This is a genomic window from Microbacterium lacticum, assembly GCF_006716815.1.
GTDB classification, from domain to species: domain Bacteria; phylum Actinomycetota; class Actinomycetes; order Actinomycetales; family Microbacteriaceae; genus Microbacterium; species Microbacterium lacticum.
The window spans coordinates 880,798-896,755 of record NZ_VFPS01000001.1 but is presented as its reverse complement, the minus strand read 5'-3'; the positions used below and the strand labels follow the sequence as shown (position 1 = coordinate 896,755).

The following is a 15,958-nucleotide window of genomic DNA, read 5'->3' as shown; positions in this document are numbered from 1 at the left end:
GGGTGGCGTCTTTCTCGTTCGGCGCCGGCAACGCCGGGAAGCTTCTGCGCATCCCGCTCTACCTGCTCGGGCGCGTGGCGACCCTCGTGATCCCGCGGACGAGCGACGTGTGGGTGTTCGGGTCGGCGGTGGGCGTCGCCGACGGTGCTCTGGCGGTGCACCGGCACGCGACGGATGCCGGTGAACGGGCCATCTGGCTCACCGGCAGCGCCGACGAAGACGCCGACGCGCGCTCCCGTGGCATCCCCTTCGTGCGGCGTCACTCGCTCCGCGGATTCTGGCTGACCGCCCGGGCGCGGGTCATCGTCATCACGCACGGGTTCGGCGACGTGAACCGCTATGCGGCGACCGGCGGGGTGGTCGTGCAGCTGTGGCACGGCATCCCGCTGAAGCGCATCGGGCTGGATGCCACGGTGACGACGGCGAGTCCGGTGCCGTTCGCCCGGGGTGCGGTCGCCCGCGTGCTCGCGGCCCTGTACCGGCGCACGCAGGGACGCATCCGCGTGCTGCCGGCGGCATCGGAGATCGTCCGAGGCCGCCTCGAGTCGGCGTTCGGGCTCGACACGCTCCGCGTTCCCGTCGCGGGGGAGCCGCGCACCGACACCCTGTCGCAGGGCGCCGCCGACGAGCGCCGTGCCCGTGCCCGCGCCCGGATCGGCGCGCTGCTCGGCGAAGACCCCGGACCCGCCCCGGTCGTGCTGTATGCGCCGACGTGGCGCGACGGGGCGCCCGATCCGGCACCGCCCACCGGCACGGAGCTCGCCGCGCTGCAGGCCCTGCTCGCCGAGACCGGCGCGCTGCTGCTCGTGCGCTCGCACCACCTCGGCGGGAGCGCGGCGGGTGGGAGCGCGGCAGCCGGCGCAGCGGCGGCCGGCACCGCGTCTGCGGCAGGCATCCGCCCGTTCGGCAGCGACGTCGTCGCCGACATCACACCACTGCTGCCCGGGTTCGACGCGCTCATCACCGACTACTCGTCGCTCGCGTTCGATGCCGCCCTCGTTCCGCTGCCGACACTCTTCCACGCCCCCGACCTCGCCGCCTACGAGCGCAGCCGCGGGTTCTACGGCACCTACGCCGACGTGGCGGGTGACGACGCCGCGCACGACTGGGCGACGCTCATCGACCAGCTGAGGGGCGTCCTGACCGATCCCGGCGCCCGCGCCGAGCGCACGCACCGCGCCGAGCGGTTGAGCGCGCGCGTGCACGCGTTCCGCGACGGCCGCAACACCGAGCGGGTGTACCGGGCGATCCGGCACGCGCTGTCTCCGACCGAGAGGGTCTCATGACCATCACCGCCCGCATCGACGACACCGATGTCGCCACCGCCGTGCTCGTCCTGTCGGGGCCCGGCGCCCGCCCGACGGCGGTGACGCTCGAGGGGCGCCGCGCCCGCGTCGACGGCGCACTGACCGGCCGCGGGGTCACCTGGACCGCGCGACTGCCGCTCGCGGTCTCCCGGTGGGGCGGACCGCGCCTGCCGCTGCCGAGCGGCGAGTACCGGCTGCGCGTCACCGGCGACGGCGGCGCGGAGGCGCCGGTCGAGGCGACGATCGGCGAGACGATGACCTCGACCGTGCGGGTGAGTCTGCACGACGGAATGCTGACCGTGCGCCCGCCGATCGACCCCGCCTACGACTCGGGCGAGGGGCAGGCCGCCCTCGAACGGCGGTACGCCACGCGGCCGGGAGGACTCGAGAACGCGGTCTTCTTCGAGAGCTTCTACGGCCGCAACGCGAGCTGCAACCCGCGCGCGATCGACCGCGAACTCGCGCGTGTCGCCCCCGGCGTCACGCGGTACTGGAGCGTCGTCGACCTGTCGGTCGAGGTGCCCGAGGGTGCGGTGCCGGTCATCGAGGGCAGCCCGCAGTGGTGGCGTGCGCGCGGCGGGGCGCGGCTGCTCGTCGTCAACGACTGGCTGCGCCGCCGCTACGAGCGTCGCGCCGGCCAGGTGGTGCTGCAGACCTGGCACGGCACTCCGCTCAAGCGCCTCGCCCTGCACCGCCCCGGATTCGATCCGCGCCGCGCGCTGGCGGTCGTGCGAGAGAGCCGGCGGTGGAACGTGCTGCTCGCGCAGAACCCGTACGGTGCGCGGATCATGCGGAAGGCCTACGCGTTCCTCCGGCGGCCGGTGTGGGTGGAGGGCTACCCCCGCAACGACGTGCTCCGCACCGGCGACGGCCGGGCCACCCGGCAGGCGCTCGGGATCGATCCTGCCGAGCGGGTCATCCTCTACGCCCCCACGTGGCGAGACGATCGGGACGAGCTGATCGACGACCTCGACCCGGCGCGCCTCGCGGCCGACACCGGCGCGGTCGTGCTCGTGCGTGGGCATTCGCGCACCATCCTCCCCGGCCGCGACGCGCAGGGCACCCGGGTGATCGACGTCACCGCGTACCCGGACATGTCCGAACTACTGGTCGTGGCGGATGCCCTGGTCACCGACTACTCGTCGGTGATGTTCGACTACACCGCGACCGGCAAGCCGATCTTCTTCTTCACGCCCGACCTCGCGCACTACCGCGAGCAGCTGCGCGGGTTCTACTTCGATCTCGTGGCGCACGCCCCCGGGCCGCTGACGACGACTCAGGAAGAGCTCACCGCGGCGCTCGCGAACGAGGGCATCCCGGCGGCCCACGTCGACCACTACGCGGACTGGCGCGCGCGGTTCAACCTGCGCGACGACGGCCACGCCGCCGAGCGCGTCGTCGCGCGCATCCTCGACCAGGGCTTCGTCGACCGCGACGGCTCGACCCGCTGACGACAGGGCGCCGCGTCGCGCTGACAAGGGACGCGGCATCGCTCTGACGCGCGGTGCCGCCGCTTAGGGCAGCGGCGTGTTGCGCCGCAGACGCGAGGTGTCGACGTTCTCGCGCGCGCCGCGCGCGGCACCGCCGAGGAAACCCGTGCCCCAGGCGAGGTGCATCGAGGGGACGACGAGAAGCGCCCACAGCCGCTCGCGGATGCCCGGGCCCGCGCGCCCGCCGGCCGCGTAGCCGATGACGACGGCGAGGTAGGCGACGAGCGGCAGGTAGACGAGCGAGGCGATGACCGACCAGACGCCGTGCAGCACGCCGGTGAGCTGCAGCACCGCCACGACGAAGGCGACCGCGACCGCGACCACGAGGGCCGGCGGCGCGAAAAAACGCAGCGAGTTGCGGCGGCCGTACCGGCGCACGAGCTCGCCGCGCCACGTGCCGGTCGAGCGGAACTGCCGCACGAGGCGGCTCCACCGCTCGCGCGGCCAGTACGCCACCGCCAGATCGGGGTCGAACCACACGCGGTAGCCCGCCCTGCGGATGCGGAGGTTCAGCTCCCAGTCCTCACCGCGGCGGATCGACTCGTCGAAGCCGCCGACCTCGTCGAGCACGGCGCGTCGCATCACGCCGAGGTAGGCGGACTCCGCCGGACCGTCTGACCCGCCGGAGTGGTACGCGCCGCCGCCGAGACCGATGGGGGAGTTGTACGCGCGCGCGACGGCGCGCTGGAACGGCGTGCGACCCTCCGCGCGCATGACTCCGCCGACGTTCGCCGCACGGACGCGGGCGAGGGTCGCCATGGCGCGGCGGGTGTAGCCGGGTTCGAGCGCGGAGTGCGCGTCGACCCGCACGATCGTGGGGTAGGCGGATGCCGCGATGGCGCGGTTCAGCCCGATCGGGATGTCGGCGTCGGGGTTCGAGATCAGTCGCACCCGCGGATCGCCGGCGGCGAGGCGGCGGGCGAGCGCATCCGTGCCGTCGGTGGAGGGGCCGAGGGCGAGGATCAGCTCGGATGGCCCGTCGACATCTTGGGTGAGCACGCTCGCGACGGAGGCCTCGAGGTACCGCTCCTCGTTGAGCACGGGCATGACGAAGCTCACCCCCGCGTCCGGGGCGGGAACGGGGGCATCGCGCTCTCCGGGGGTGTGAACGTGCATCCGTCGATCATGTCACGACGGCGCCGGGCGCCCTGGTTAGGCTGGTCGGATGGGATTGATCTCCGACGGCCGCAAGGCTCTCGCGCTCGTGCGCCGGGCCGTGCGCGGGCGCGCCGCCGCACGCGACGTGCGCGCACGCCTTGGCCGTCAGGGGCCCGCCCCCTCCGACCACTACCGGGTCGCGGTCTACTTCGCCGACGGCGAGGTCAACATGTACCAGATCCGGCAGTGGTATCGCCCGCTCGAGCACCTGGCCCGCACGTGGCCGGTCGTCGTGCTGGCGCGGAACGCCACCGGGGCGCGGGTGCTCCTCTCCGACGGGGCGCTCCCGGTCGCGTTCGTACCCACGGTGCGCGACCTCGAGGAGTACGTCGCCGGGCAGGACATCCGCGTCGTGCTGTACGTCAACCAGAACACGCGCAACTTCCAGATGTTCCGGTACGGGCGCCGCTGGCACGTGTTCGTCAACCACGGCGAGTCCGACAAGATGTACATGACCACGAACCAGTTCAAGGCCTACGACTACGCGTTCATCGCGGGCGACGCGGCGCGCGAACGGCTGTCGAGGGTGCTGTGGGACTACGACCTCGACCGGCGCGCGATCGACATCGGCCGACCGCAGGCCGACTACTACGCCGGAGCCCTGCCGTACACGCCCGACGAGCGCACGGTCGTGCTCTACGCCCCGACGTGGGAGGGCGACCGCCCCTCGGCGCACTACGGGTCGATCCGCACCCACGGCGAGGCGCTCGTGCGCGCGCTGCTGGCTTCGGGCTCGCATCGCCTCATCTACCGGCCGCACCCGCGCTCGGGGGTCGTCGACCCCGAGTACGGCGCGGCGAACGCGCGCATCATCGCGGCGATCGCCGCGGCGAACGAGGCGGATGCCACGGCGCACCACGTCCACGACGCCGGACCCGAGCTCGGCTGGCAGCTGGCCGCGGCCGACGTCGCCGTCGTCGACATCTCGGCGATGGTCTACGACCGGCTCGCGGCGGACAAGCCGCTGATGGTCACCCGTCCCGTCGACCCCGAGGCGCTCATCGACACGCACGGCTACCTGTCGGAAGCGGAGTGGCTGACGGCCGACCAGGCCCCGCGCATCGTCGACGAGGCCGCCCGACTGCAGGGCGATCCGGCGGCGGTGGCTGCGCTGGAGGGGTGGGTGCGCCGCTACTTCGGCGACACGACGCCGGGCGCGGCCACGACGCGGTTCGAGGCGGCGATCCGACTGCTCATGGAGCGGTGGGAGCACTGGCACGGCGAGACGATCGACGTCGACGACGAGACGGCGGATGCCGCGGACGCGGCCGAGCTCGACGACGCGTGAATCGTCGGGCGGGCGCTTCTCGCCTGCCGGGCCCGCTCGTCGGCCTGTCGAACCGTCTCAGCGGGTGGCGAGACGGGCGACAGCCGCGAGCGGAATCGGGAGCCACGCTGGACGGTGGCGCGCCTCGTAGATCGCCTCGTACACGGCCTTGTCGAGTTCGAGGGCGTCGAGCAGTGCGCCTTCCGGCGACGCACCGGAGCCGGCGCGGTAGCCGGCGAGGAACGCGGTGCGTGCGGAGACCGCCCAGGCTCGGGCACGATCGTCGTCGGCGTCCTCTTGCGCGTCGAGCCCGCGCGCGTCGGCGTCGAGACCGGTGGTCTGGCTGCGCGCGAGGGTGAGGGATCCTTCGACGTAGTCGAATGAGCGGAGCATCCCCGCGACGTCGCGGAGGGCGAGGTCGGGCGCGCTGCGCTCGCCCATCGGGCGCATCGGCTCGCCCTCGAAGTCGAGGAGCACCCAGCCCCGGCCGGGCACCTGCAGCACCTGACCGAGGTGGTAGTCGCCGTGCACGCGCTGCAGGCGCGGCCACGGCGCCGCCTCCGCTGCCGTGTAGCGGTGGCGGATGTCATCGGCCCAGGGCGCGAGCTGCGGAACCTCGGCGAGGGCGATCCGCAGGCGGCGATGCCAGGCGGCGACGAGCGTCGCGCGCTGATCGGGTGTGGCCTCGGGGTGCGGGAAGAGCCGGGCGAGGTCGAGGTGCACGTCGGCCGTGGCGCGCCCCAGGGCATCCGCCGCGTCGGCGAAGTCGACGCCGCCGCGCGCGGCGCGGAGGGCCACGCGCCAGGCGTCCTCGACACCCGGGTAGAACTCCTGCGCGAAGGCGAGCGACCCGTGCAGGGCGGCATCCGGGGCGTCCAGGGTGTTCGGTGCGTCCGCCTGCTCCGCGGCGAAATCGGGGTCGCGCCACGAACCGTCGAGCCGTCCGACGACGCGGGGCACGTGCGGCGAGCCCGCGGCGGAGAGCGCGCTCTGCAGCTCGATGTCGGGGTTCAGCCCGGGGTGCAGCACCCGGAACACCTTGCAGATGACGGGCGTGCGGTCGGGGGCGGCGGCGGGATCGACGGCGCGGAAGATGATCGACGTGTTCGACTGCTCGCCGCGGAGCACCTCGGCGGTCGAGGGCGGTGCCGCGGGCGCGACGAGACTCAGCAGCGCCGCGGTGAAAGCCGGGTCGTGCGGTCCGTCGATGAGCGCCACACCGTCCTCCCGCAGCCCGATGAAACCTTCGCCGGCGGCGGCGTCGCCGGCCGTCGCCCGCTCGACGAGGGGCACTTGGTAGACGACACGAGGCTCCGGCGCCTCGTCGACGAGCACGAGCAGCCGGACACGCACCGCCGGGTCATCCGTGGCGAGTTCGCGGTCGGCGAGCACCCGAAGCCGGGGACAGGCGGCGGTGCCGGCGAACCAGCGTTGGCGGGCCAGCCAGGCCGTGAGGAGCGCGAGGGTGCCGTGCATGCGTCCCACGGTAGTGCGTCGCGCGGTGCGCGCGTGCGGACGCGCGGGCGCACCCGGCGACGCTTGCGCGGTCGGTCAGGTCGCGGATCAGACCCCGACGACGATCGCGACGATCGCGGCGATCGCCGAGGCCGCGGCGAGCAGGAGCGCGATGCCGATCAGCACGGCATGCACGATGAGAAAGCGCGTGGAGCGGCCGGACGCATCGTGCGCGCGCGGGTCCTTTGCGACGCGGCCGTAGAACCGCGGCCAGGTGACGAGGTTGAAGACGGCGTTGAGCAGGAGAAGCGTGATGAGGAGCGCGGCCACCCGTCGAGCCTCACCGCGGACCCGAACTGCTGTGCCGCGCCGCGGACGCTAGCCGTCGACGCTGTCGCCACTCGCCTCGCCGGGCTCCGCCGCTCCCGCATCCGCCGCCTCGGGCTCTGCCATGATCGGCACCGAGATGACGATCCCCGTCACGCCGGGAACGCCGAGGGCCGCGACGTCGCCGACGGCGGCGGGGTCGGTCGACGCATCGCCGAGCAGCTCACCGGGAACGCGCGGCTCCCAGGGGTCGGCGGGAAGACCCGCCCACTCGGTCGGCTCCTCGGGTCGGCTCTGGAAGATTCCCATGATCCCATTGTGCGCCTCCCACCTCCGCGAAGGCTCAGGCGGTGCCGGCGCGCTCACGGGACGAACGCCCAGCAGTACTCATCGTCGGTGCGCCAGCGATACCAGGCGAGCATCACGCGCGAGCTCTGACCGCGCACCCCCGTGAGACACACGACCACCTCTTCGCCGGGGAGCACCTGACCCCAATGCGCGCCGCTGCCGTCGACAAGGAAGGCGCGCACGAAATCGGCGGGCTCGTGCCCGTCGTTGCGGACGAGCGTGTGCCGGTCGTCGCGGTGGTCGACCGTCCACGGCGCGCGGTAGGGCCGGGAGCGGGACGGGTCGAGGCTGCGCAGCATGCCGGTGACGCTAGAGGCGGGCACCGACGCTCCGGCGACACGATGACCCGCCCGAGACCGGTTCTGTGGAGAACTCGTGCGCGGGCCCGGATGGGGAGGAGGCGACGGCGGTTCAGTCCCGCGGGTCGTCGCCCTCCGCCGAAGCGTCGCCCTCGACATCCTCGACGTTCTCGACGTTCTCGACATCCTCGACGTTCTCGACGTTCTCGACGTTCTCGACGACCTCGTCGCGAGAGCGGCGGCGTCGCGCAGGGTTCGCAGCCGCGACGGCCCCGGCCGCTCCGTTCAGCGTCGACCCCACCGCCGACCCGACGGCTCCCGCCATGCGGCGGCTGCCCGTACCGATCGCCGTGCCGGCGCGGCGGGCGGTGCCTATCGCGGAGGCCTCCAACCGCGACGCTCCGGGGCGCGGCTCGAGGTCGGCCGGATACTCCTGCGGCGGAACCCCGAACGCGCGTCGGGAGCCGACGATGACGCGCCGTCCGAGTAGGTGATTGCCCGCGCCGCCCACGGCGGCGCCGATGCCGAACGGCAGCGCCTTGCCGATCACCGACGCGCTGCCCTTCGCGGCGAACTGGTGGATGAACGCGCTCTTCAGGCGGTCGACGAGCGGTCCCATCGCGGCGCGGGGGAGCGACTTGGTGACGAGCTCTCCCCAGTAGGCGGTGCGCGTGCCGCCGCGGCCGGTGGCCTGTCGGGTGAGCTGGGCCACGAGGTCGACGCCCTCCTGGCCGAGCATCAGGGTGAGCACGAGCGCGCGCGCACGGTCGGGGTCTTCGACCGGAATGCCGTGGAGCTCGGCCAGCGACTGCGCGAACAGTGCCGTGGCATCCAAGAAGACGACCGTCTCGACGCCCGACAGCGCGAGCGTGACGCCCGTGCCGATCCCCGGCACCACGGCGGTCGCGCCCACGGCGGCGCCCCCGGTGGTGACGGCGGCGAGGTAGCGGCGCTCGAGCATCCGCACGATCTCCGCCGTCGAGGCGTCGGGGTGGCGAAGCCGGATGCTGCGCAGGTGCGCCACGACCGCCGGCCGCTGCACACGCAGCACGCCGTCGAGCGCCTGGATCGTACGCGGATGCTCGGGCGAACCCTGCGGCGGCAGACCGCCCGCCCAGGGCGCGTCGTCGGTCATCGAGTGGATGCGGTGGACCTTTGCCATGACGCCGCCGATCCTATGGATGCCCCCTGAGCGGCCGCTGTGCGTCGTGACGGCCAGCGGCGGCGCTCAGATGCACCTGGGCTCAGATGAACTGGTTGGCGCGCTCGAGGTCTTCGGCGAAGTCGATCTCGACGGCGTACAGGTCGGAGATGTCGAGCGGCTCGAGCAGCAGGCCGTTCTCGGCGATGGCCAGTTCGAGACCGCGCTCGAAGTAGTCCTGGTCATCGACACGCCCGAGCTGCGCGATGAGGGCGCGCTTGTCGCGGCTGGAGATGTAGTTGATGCCGACGGCCTCGCCGATGCCGCCCACGACGGTCTTCGAGAGCTCCTTGATGTAGCCCTCGGCGGTGACGGTGTACTTGATCTCTTCGTCGCTGACCTTCGCGGTGTTGACCGTGACGAAGGACTGGTCGCGCTCGATGTACTCGATCGCGCGGCCGAGCACGCGGGGGTCGAAGACGACGTCGCCGTTCATCCAGAGCACACCGCCGCGCCCGGTCGCCTTGAGGGCGCGCAGCAGGCTCTTGGAGGTGTTCGTCTGGTCGTAGCGCTCGTTGTGCACGTAGTCGGCGTGCGGGAAGGCGTCGATGATGGTCTCGGCGCGATATCCGACGACCGCGGTGATGCGGGCCTCGTCGCCGAAGGCGGCACGGATGTTGTCGTGCTGCTGACGCATGATGGTGCGCCCGTCGTTGAGCTCGGTGAGCGGCTTGGGCAGGCTGCGTCCGAGACGCGAGCCCATGCCGGCCGCGAGAATGACGGTCTGAAGAGTCAAGGGGGTACTCCTGGAGGATCTGTTCACTGTCCGTTTGACAGCTGGACACTCCTTCGTGCCGCTGAACATGGTAGCGAAACCCCCTGGGAGGGCGCAGGAAGTGGCCGGTCCGTTGCCATTTCGTGACAATAGCGAGCCTCGTCACGCTGTGAAATACCCCCGGCGCCCGAGGGGCACGCTTGCTAGGTTGGACGGGTGCCCGCCTCCCTGCCGCTGCCCGACGATGACGCCGGCGCGCGGGGATCTGCGACCCCGCCGCTGCCCCGATTGAGTGCGGCGGATGCCGCGGCGGAAGCGCCGCCGACGGCGCTGCCTCGGCCGAAGCCGCGACCCGCCTCCCGCACCACGCCGCGCACGAAGGCCGCTCCGAAGAAGACCGGCCGCACCCCCCGGAAGACGACCACGCCGGTCGATCCCGGCGCGCCCCCGCCGCCCCCGCCCGCGGTGCCTGCGGCCGTCGCCGCGGCGCGCTTCGCGGAGACGGCCACCGTGGAGGAGCCGGTCGTCGAGGAACTCGCGGTGGTCGAGGAGGAGACGCCGGCCGTCGAAGAGGTCGACACGGCGGCCGATGCGGAGACGCCCGAGCCCGAGACAGACACGCCCGAGCCCGCAGTCGAGCCCGAGGCATCCGACGACGCCCTTCCCGCGCTGCTCTCCGAGCTCGAACTTCACGAGGTGCTGGACGACGCGCTCGACGAGACCCACGACGACGATGCTCTGGACGACGCTGCGCGCACCGACGCGCGCGAGGCCGTCGCCGCTCTCGCCGATGCTGCGACGATCGACGCGGATGCCGATGCGGCGGGCGCGGCGCTGCGCCTGCGCGGCGTGACGAAGAGCTTCGGTCAGACGCGCGCCGTCGATGGGATCGACCTCACCGTGCCGGTCGGCACGTTCTACGGCATCGTCGGTCCGAACGGCGCCGGGAAGACCACGACCCTGTCGATGATCGCCGGCCTCCTCCGCCCCGACGAGGGGACGATCGAGGTCGCCGGGATCGATCTGGCCGGTGCGTCCGCGAAGGCGAAGCGACAGATGGGCATCCTGCCCGATCGCCTGCGCACCTTCGACCGACTCACCGGGCGACAGCTGCTGCACTACTACGGGGTGCTGCGCGGACTGCGCTCGTCGGTCGTCGAATCGCGCACCGCCGACCTCGCCCGGGCGTTCGATCTCACCGACGCGCTCGGCCGCTCGGTCTCCGACTACTCCACCGGCATGACGAAGAAGATCATGCTCGCGGGCGCCATGATCCACTCGCCACGGGTGCTCGTGCTCGACGAGCCGTTCGAGTCGGTCGACCCCGTCTCGTCGGCCGTGATCCTCGACATCCTCGCGGCGTACGTCGACCACGGGGGCACCGTCGTCCTCTCCAGCCACGGGATGGAGCTCGTCGAACGCGTCTGCAGCGGCGTCGCCGTGATCGTCGCGGGTCAGGTGCTCGCCCAGGGCGCCGTCGACGAGGTGCGCGGTGACCTGACCCTCGAACAGCGCTTCATCGAACTGGCCGGCGGCATCGGCGACGTGGAGGGGCTGGAGTGGCTGCACACCTTCTCCGACTGAGGCTCGACCTGCTCCTCGGCGCGCTCCGCGGCGATGCGCGCCACGTGACGCGGGTGCTCCTCGCCCTCCTCGCCCTGATCGTCGTGGTCGCCGGGGTCGTCATCGGGACGCTGCGGCTGCAGACCGCGGGCGTCGACGTCGCCGCGGCGGTCACGATCGTCGCGGGCTCCGCTCTCACGCTCGGGGTCTTCGCCGCCGCGTTCATGGGCGGCATCGACGATCAGCTCGACCCGCGCCGGTTCGCGGTGTTCGGGCTCTCCCCGCTCTCGGTCGCCGGTTCGACTTTCGCCGCCGGCATCCTCAGCCTGCCGGTGCTCGCCCTCATCGTCGTCGCCGTGGCCGTCGGCCGCCTGTGGGTGGGGCTTGGGGCATCCGTCGCTCTCACGATCGTCGCCGCCGTGCTCGGCGCGCTGACCTGCGCGCTCACCGCGAAGGTCGCACTCGCCTTCGCCGGCCTCGTGCTGCCCGGGCGACGGTCGCGGGAGCTCGCGGGCGTGTTCCTCGTCGCGGTGCTCGTCGTCGTGATCCCCACGGCGCTGTTCTTCGTCTCGCTGGAATGGAACGGCCAGGTGCCCTCGGCACTCCGCGAAGCGGTGGAGGTCCTCTCCGTCACGCCGCTCGGCGCGGCGTGGGCGATCCCTGCCGCCTCGCTCAGCGGGTCGTTCACCGGGCCACTGCTGGTGGCGATCGCCACCGTGCTGGCGCTCGGTGCCCTCTGGGTCTGGCTCGTGCACCGGCTGCTGACGACCGCCGAACGCCCCGCCGTCGCCCGCGAGCGCGGCGGGCTCGGGTGGTTCGCCCTGACGCCCAGCACCCCGGCCGGGGGCATCGCGGCGCGGAGCCTCATCTACTGGCTCCGGGACCCCCGCTACATCGTCAACCTCGCGATCGTGCCGGTCGTCGCGGTCGTCGTCATCGTGCCGCTTCTGATCGTCGGGGTTCCGCCGGCGTACGTCGCGCTCATCCCCGCGCCGCTCATGGCCCTCTTCTTCGGCTGGATCGCCCACAACGATCTCGCGTACGACTCGACGGCGCTGTGGATGCACGTGGCGAGCGCCGTGCGCGGGGCATCTGACCGCATCGGGCGGCTCGTGCCCGTGCTCCTGGTCGGTCTCGCCTCGCTCGCCGTCGTCGTCCCGCTGACGGTCTCGCTGCACGGCCGGTGGGCGATCCTGCCGGCGATGGCGGGCGTGTGCGCGAGCCTTTTCCTCAGCGGGCTCGGACTGTCGTCCCTCGCGTCGGTCGTCTCGCCCTACGCCGTCTCGCGCCCGGGCGACAGCCCGTTCCAGCAGCCGCAGCGCACCCACGGCGGCCTCTCACAGGGCGTCGTACTGCTCGGGGCGCTGGTGCTGAGCGTGCCGGCGCTCTGGTGGGGCTGGCGCGCCGTGGCCGTCGACGTCGACGAGACGTGGCCGGCGCTGTGGGCGGGCCTGGCGATCGGACTCGTCGTGCTGATCATCGGAGTGGTCGCCGGGGGAGCCGTGTTCGAACGTCGCGGCGGTCGGCTGATGGAGTTCGCCGAGTCGACCTGACCCGCCCGGGTGTCCCGAGCCGCGGCTAGACTCGTCTGCCATGAGCACTCTCGACGCACCCGGTGGTCCCGAGCAGGGCGGCACGCTGACGCTCGATCGTGAGCTCGAAGAGCTGCTGCGCGAAGAGAACATCGAGCCCGGCGACCACGAGCGCTTCTCGCACTACGTCAAGAAGGACAAGATCCTCGAGTCGGCGATCACCGGCAAGCCGGTGCGCGCGCTGTGCGGCAAGAAGTGGACGCCCGGTCGCGACCCGGAGAAGTTCCCGGTGTGCCCGACCTGCAAAGAGATCTACGAATCGCTGATGCGCTGAGCACCGACGCGCCCGTGTGAACCGGACGCCGCCTCACGCGTCTTCGTAGACCGTCGGCAGCGCCGGGTCGGAGCGGCTGAGCGCGAGCCCCGTGATCGGCAGTTCCTCGCGCACGAACGCGTGGTGCTCGCGCGCCCGAGCGACGCCGCCGACGCCCTCGTAGGAGGCATCCGTCTCGCCGTGGTCGACGAGCGTCACCTGCAGCGCCCGCGCGTCGGGGTGTTCCGCCGCAGTCTCGACCTGTTCGAAGCCGTCGGAGACGACGATCAGCTCACTCGTCGCCGTGCCGCGCGCGAGGGTGCGGAATGCTGCCTTGCGCCCGCCCATCGAGCCCTTGTCGGCGGATGCCTTGGCCACCGCCACCCATCCGCCGGCGCTGTCCTGACGGGCGACGAGCTTGTAGACCATGCCCGCCGTCGGCGCCCCCGAACCGGTCACGACCGAGGTGCCGACGCCGTACGAGTCGACGGGCGAGGCGGCGAGGGCGGCGATCGCGAACTCGTCGAGATCGCTCGTGACCGTGATCTTCGTGCCGGTCGCGCCGAGCTCGTCGAGCTGCGTGCGCACGGCGGCGGCGACGGTGGGAAGGTCGCCGGAGTCGATCCGGACACCGCCGAGCTCCGGCCCCGCGACCCGGATCGCGGTCGCGACGCCCTCGTGGATGTCGTACGTGTCGATGAGGAGGGTGGTGTCGACCCCGAGCGCGTCGATCTGGCTGCGGAACGCCTGCTCCTCGGTCTCGTGCAGGAGCGTGAACGAGTGCGCGGCGGTGCCCATCGTGGGGATGCCCCAGGTGCGCCCCGCCTCGAGGTTGCTCGTCGCACCGAAGCCGGCGATATAGGCGGCGCGGGCCGCGGCGACCGCCGAGCGCTCCCCGGCGCGGCGCGACCCCATCTCGGCGAGGGGCCGGTCTCCGGCGGCGATGCTCATGCGCGCCGCGGCGGTCGCGACGGCCGAGTCGTGGTTGAGGATGCTGAGGGCGAGCGTCTCGAGCACGACCGCCTCGGCGAAGGTGCCCTCGATCGTGAGGATCGGGGAGCCGGGGAAGTACAGCTCGCCCTCCCGGTACCCGCGGATGGTGCCCGAGAATCGATATCCCTCGAGGAAGGCGAGCGTCTCGGCGCTGACGACCGCGTGGTCGCGCAGGTAGCGCAGCTCGTCGTCGCCGAAGCGGAACTCGCGCAGCTCCTGCAGCAGCCGGCCGGTGCCGGCGACGACGCCGAACCGGCGGGCTCCGGGCAGGCGGCGCGCGAACAGCTCGAACACGCAGGGGCGTGCGGCGGTGCCGTCGCGCAGCGCCGCATCGATCATCGTCAGCTCGTACCGGTCGGTCAGCAGTGCCGTGGACATGCCGTCACTCTATCGACGGCCGAGTAGGCTGGACGATCGTGACGGACGCGCCGATCGGGATCTTCGACTCCGGGGTCGGCGGGCTCACGGTGGCCCGGGCGGTCTCTCAGCTGCTGCCTCGCGAATCGATCGTCTACATCGGCGACACGGCGCACTCCCCGTACGGACCCAAACCCATCGCCGACGTTCGCCGGTACAGCCTCGAAGTGCTCGACACGCTCGTCGACGAGGGCGTAAAGATGCTCGTGATCGCCTGCAACACGGCATCCGCCGCCATGCTGCGCGACGCGCGCGAACGCTACGACGTGCCCGTCGTCGAGGTGATCGGCCCGGCCGTGCGCACCGCCGTCTCGACGACCCGCAACCGGCGGATCGGCGTGATCGGCACGCAGGGCACGATCGGATCGGGCGTCTACCAGGACATGCTCGGCGTCGACGCGACCCTCGACGTCTTCGCGCAGGCGTGCCCACGGTTCGTCGAGTTCGTCGAGGCGGGCATCACCGACTCGCCCGAGGTGCTGCGCGTCGCCGAGGAGTATCTGGCGCCCCTGCGCCACGCGGGCGTCGACACGCTCGTGCTCGGGTGCACGCACTATCCGTTCCTCGAGGGCGCGATCAGCTACGTGATGGGCGAGGATGTCTCGCTTGTCTCGAGCGACACCGAGACCGCCAAAGACGTCTACCGCCAGCTCGTCTCCCGGGGGCTGCTCGCCGGGCCGGATGCCACGGCGTCACACACCTACGAGGCGACCGGCGACTCCGCCGACGACTTCCTCCGTCTCGCCGACCGGCTGATGGGCCGCGGCGTGTCCGCCGTGCGCCTCGTGCAGACCGGTGCCATCGACCTTCCGAAGGGAACACCATGACCGAGCCCACCACCCGTGCCGACGGCCGCGCCGTCGACCAGCTGCGCCCCGTGACGATCGAGCGGGGGTGGAGCGCGCATGCCGAAGGGTCGGCGCTGATCTCGTTCGGCGGCACGAAGGTGCTCTGCACCGCCTCGTTCACCGGTGGTGTGCCGCGCTGGCTCACCGGCAAGGGCAAGGGCTGGGTGACCGCCGAGTACGCGATGCTGCCGCGCGCCACCAACAGCCGCAACGACCGCGAGTCGATCAAGGGCAAGGTTGGCGGCCGCACGCACGAGATCTCGCGCCTCATCGGCCGCGCACTCCGGGCGGTCGTCGACACGAAGGCGCTCGGCGAGAACACGATCGTCATCGACTGCGACGTGCTGCAGGCCGACGGCGGCACGCGCACGGCCGCGATCACCGGAGCCTACGTCGCCCTCGCCGACGCGATCGAATGGGGCCGCGCGAAGGGCCTCGTCTCGAAGAACGCGAAGCCGCTCATCGACTCGGTCTCGGCGGTGTCGGTCGGCATCATCGACGGTGAGCCGATGCTCGACCTCGCGTACGTCGAGGACGTCCGCGCCGAGACGGACATGAACGTCGTCGTCACGGGCCGCGGCCTGTTCGTCGAGGTGCAGGGCACGGCCGAGGGCGCGCCGTTCGACAAGAGCGAGCTCGACGCGCTGCTCGGGCTCGGCGTCGCCGGGTGCGACCGGCTGCGCGAGGCCCAGAGCGCGGCGCTGGCCGAGTGACCCCGTCTCGAC

Annotated in this window: 16 protein-coding genes; 8 read left to right on the top strand and 8 right to left on the bottom strand. The window is 72.5% G+C overall.

Annotated features, from left to right (window positions below; genetic code table 11):
• The first annotated feature begins 2 nt into the window (after window positions 1-2).
• Both FHX68_RS04375 and FHX68_RS04370 read left to right on the top strand, forming a co-directional pair.
• On the top strand, window positions 3-1,286 hold the full coding sequence (locus tag FHX68_RS04375) for a CDP-glycerol glycerophosphotransferase family protein (protein ID WP_141379226.1): 1,284 nt from the start codon (window positions 3-5) through the stop codon (window positions 1,284-1,286).
• Window positions 1,283-2,758 carry a CDP-glycerol glycerophosphotransferase family protein gene (locus FHX68_RS04370; RefSeq protein WP_141379227.1) on the top strand — a complete coding sequence of 492 codons (1,476 nt, stop codon included), beginning with the start codon at window positions 1,283-1,285 and terminating at the stop codon, window positions 2,756-2,758. The genes FHX68_RS04375 and FHX68_RS04370 overlap by 4 nt, the downstream gene beginning before the upstream one ends.
• Before the next feature lie 63 nt (window positions 2,759-2,821).
• Here the strand turns inward: FHX68_RS04370 and FHX68_RS04365 are convergent, their stop codons facing one another.
• The gene (locus tag FHX68_RS04365) at window positions 2,822-3,913 is read right to left on the bottom strand and encodes a glycosyltransferase family 2 protein (protein WP_141379229.1); all 1,092 of its coding nucleotides are present in this window, start codon (window positions 3,911-3,913) and stop codon (window positions 2,822-2,824) included.
• 49 nt (window positions 3,914-3,962) lie between these two features.
• Between FHX68_RS04365 and FHX68_RS04360 the strand changes: the two genes are divergently transcribed.
• Window positions 3,963-5,243 carry a CDP-glycerol glycerophosphotransferase family protein gene (locus FHX68_RS04360; RefSeq protein WP_141379231.1) on the top strand — a complete coding sequence of 427 codons (1,281 nt, stop codon included), beginning with the start codon at window positions 3,963-3,965 and terminating at the stop codon, window positions 5,241-5,243.
• Window positions 5,244-5,300: 57 nt separating this feature from the next.
• Here the strand turns inward: FHX68_RS04360 and FHX68_RS04355 are convergent, their stop codons facing one another.
• The 6 genes from FHX68_RS04355 to FHX68_RS04330 form a co-directional block, all read right to left on the bottom strand.
• Window positions 5,301-6,698, bottom strand: coding sequence for a maltokinase N-terminal cap-like domain-containing protein (locus FHX68_RS04355; RefSeq protein WP_141379233.1), 1,398 nt, complete (start codon window positions 6,696-6,698; stop codon window positions 5,301-5,303).
• An 87-nt stretch (window positions 6,699-6,785) separates the two neighbouring features.
• A complete protein-coding gene (locus FHX68_RS04350) occupies window positions 6,786-7,007 on the bottom strand; it encodes an SCO4848 family membrane protein (protein ID WP_141379235.1) in 222 nt (73 codons plus the stop codon).
• Between the two features lie 48 nt (window positions 7,008-7,055).
• A complete protein-coding gene (locus FHX68_RS04345; RefSeq protein ID WP_141379237.1) occupies window positions 7,056-7,313 on the bottom strand; it encodes a hypothetical protein in 258 nt (85 codons plus the stop codon).
• Between the two features lie 53 nt (window positions 7,314-7,366).
• Entirely contained in the window at window positions 7,367-7,651 is a 285-nt protein-coding gene (locus FHX68_RS04340; RefSeq protein ID WP_141379239.1) for a hypothetical protein, read from the bottom strand.
• Window positions 7,652-7,763: 112 nt separating this feature from the next.
• Window positions 7,764-8,813 carry a hypothetical protein gene (locus tag FHX68_RS04335; protein WP_229661412.1) on the bottom strand — a complete coding sequence of 350 codons (1,050 nt, stop codon included), beginning with the start codon at window positions 8,811-8,813 and terminating at the stop codon, window positions 7,764-7,766.
• A gap of 82 nt (window positions 8,814-8,895) precedes the next feature.
• Window positions 8,896-9,588 (bottom strand): phosphocholine cytidylyltransferase family protein, encoded by a 693-nt coding sequence (locus FHX68_RS04330; protein ID WP_141379241.1) that lies wholly within the window; start codon window positions 9,586-9,588, stop codon window positions 8,896-8,898.
• 195 nt (window positions 9,589-9,783) lie between these two features.
• Here FHX68_RS04330 and FHX68_RS04325 point away from each other — a divergent pair, with 195 nt between their 5' ends.
• From FHX68_RS04325 to FHX68_RS04315, 3 genes are read left to right on the top strand one after another with little or no spacing between them, the layout of a single operon-like run.
• A complete protein-coding gene (locus tag FHX68_RS04325; RefSeq protein ID WP_229661413.1) occupies window positions 9,784-11,151 on the top strand; it encodes an ABC transporter ATP-binding protein in 1,368 nt (455 codons plus the stop codon).
• Window positions 11,127-12,683: a hypothetical protein gene (locus FHX68_RS04320; protein ID WP_141379243.1), complete on the top strand. Its 1,557-nt coding sequence runs from the start codon at window positions 11,127-11,129 to the stop codon at window positions 12,681-12,683. Before FHX68_RS04325 ends, FHX68_RS04320 begins: the two co-directional genes overlap by 25 nt.
• A gap of 40 nt (window positions 12,684-12,723) precedes the next feature.
• Complete coding sequence (locus tag FHX68_RS04315) at window positions 12,724-12,996, top strand: DUF3039 domain-containing protein (RefSeq protein WP_141379245.1); 273 nt, start codon at window positions 12,724-12,726, stop codon at window positions 12,994-12,996.
• A 33-nt stretch (window positions 12,997-13,029) separates the two neighbouring features.
• On the opposite strand, the gene FHX68_RS04310 is transcribed toward FHX68_RS04315, so the two are convergent.
• Complete coding sequence (locus tag FHX68_RS04310) at window positions 13,030-14,346, bottom strand: nicotinate phosphoribosyltransferase (protein WP_141379247.1); 1,317 nt, start codon at window positions 14,344-14,346, stop codon at window positions 13,030-13,032.
• A gap of 38 nt (window positions 14,347-14,384) precedes the next feature.
• Between FHX68_RS04310 and murI the strand changes: the two genes are divergently transcribed.
• On the top strand, window positions 14,385-15,212 hold the full coding sequence (murI, locus tag FHX68_RS04305) for a glutamate racemase (protein ID WP_141379249.1): 828 nt from the start codon (window positions 14,385-14,387) through the stop codon (window positions 15,210-15,212).
• Window positions 15,209-15,946 (top strand): ribonuclease PH, encoded by a 738-nt coding sequence (rph, locus tag FHX68_RS04300; protein WP_141379251.1) that lies wholly within the window; start codon window positions 15,209-15,211, stop codon window positions 15,944-15,946. Before murI ends, rph begins: the two co-directional genes overlap by 4 nt.
• The last annotated feature ends 12 nt before the right edge of the window (window positions 15,947-15,958 follow it).

Bases quoted from the DNA above. Each gene is read 5' to 3' on its own strand.
- FHX68_RS04370 (WP_141379227.1), top strand. From the start codon at position 1,283: ATGACCATCACCGCCCGCATCGACGACACCGATGTCGCCACCGCCGTG.
- FHX68_RS04365 (WP_141379229.1), bottom strand. From the start codon at position 3,913: ATGCACGTTCACACCCCCGGAGAGCGCGATGCCCCCGTTCCCGCCCCG.
- FHX68_RS04360 (WP_141379231.1), top strand. From the start codon at position 3,963: ATGGGATTGATCTCCGACGGCCGCAAGGCTCTCGCGCTCGTGCGCCGG.
- FHX68_RS04355 (WP_141379233.1), bottom strand. From the start codon at position 6,698: ATGCACGGCACCCTCGCGCTCCTCACGGCCTGGCTGGCCCGCCAACGC.
- FHX68_RS04345 (WP_141379237.1), bottom strand. From the start codon at position 7,313: ATGGGAATCTTCCAGAGCCGACCCGAGGAGCCGACCGAGTGGGCGGGT.
- FHX68_RS04340 (WP_141379239.1), bottom strand. From the start codon at position 7,651: ATGCTGCGCAGCCTCGACCCGTCCCGCTCCCGGCCCTACCGCGCGCCG.
- FHX68_RS04335 (WP_229661412.1), bottom strand. From the start codon at position 8,813: ATGGCAAAGGTCCACCGCATCCACTCGATGACCGACGACGCGCCCTGG.
- FHX68_RS04315 (WP_141379245.1), top strand. From the start codon at position 12,724: ATGAGCACTCTCGACGCACCCGGTGGTCCCGAGCAGGGCGGCACGCTG.
- FHX68_RS04310 (WP_141379247.1), bottom strand. From the start codon at position 14,346: ATGTCCACGGCACTGCTGACCGACCGGTACGAGCTGACGATGATCGAT.
- rph (WP_141379251.1), top strand. From the start codon at position 15,209: ATGACCGAGCCCACCACCCGTGCCGACGGCCGCGCCGTCGACCAGCTG.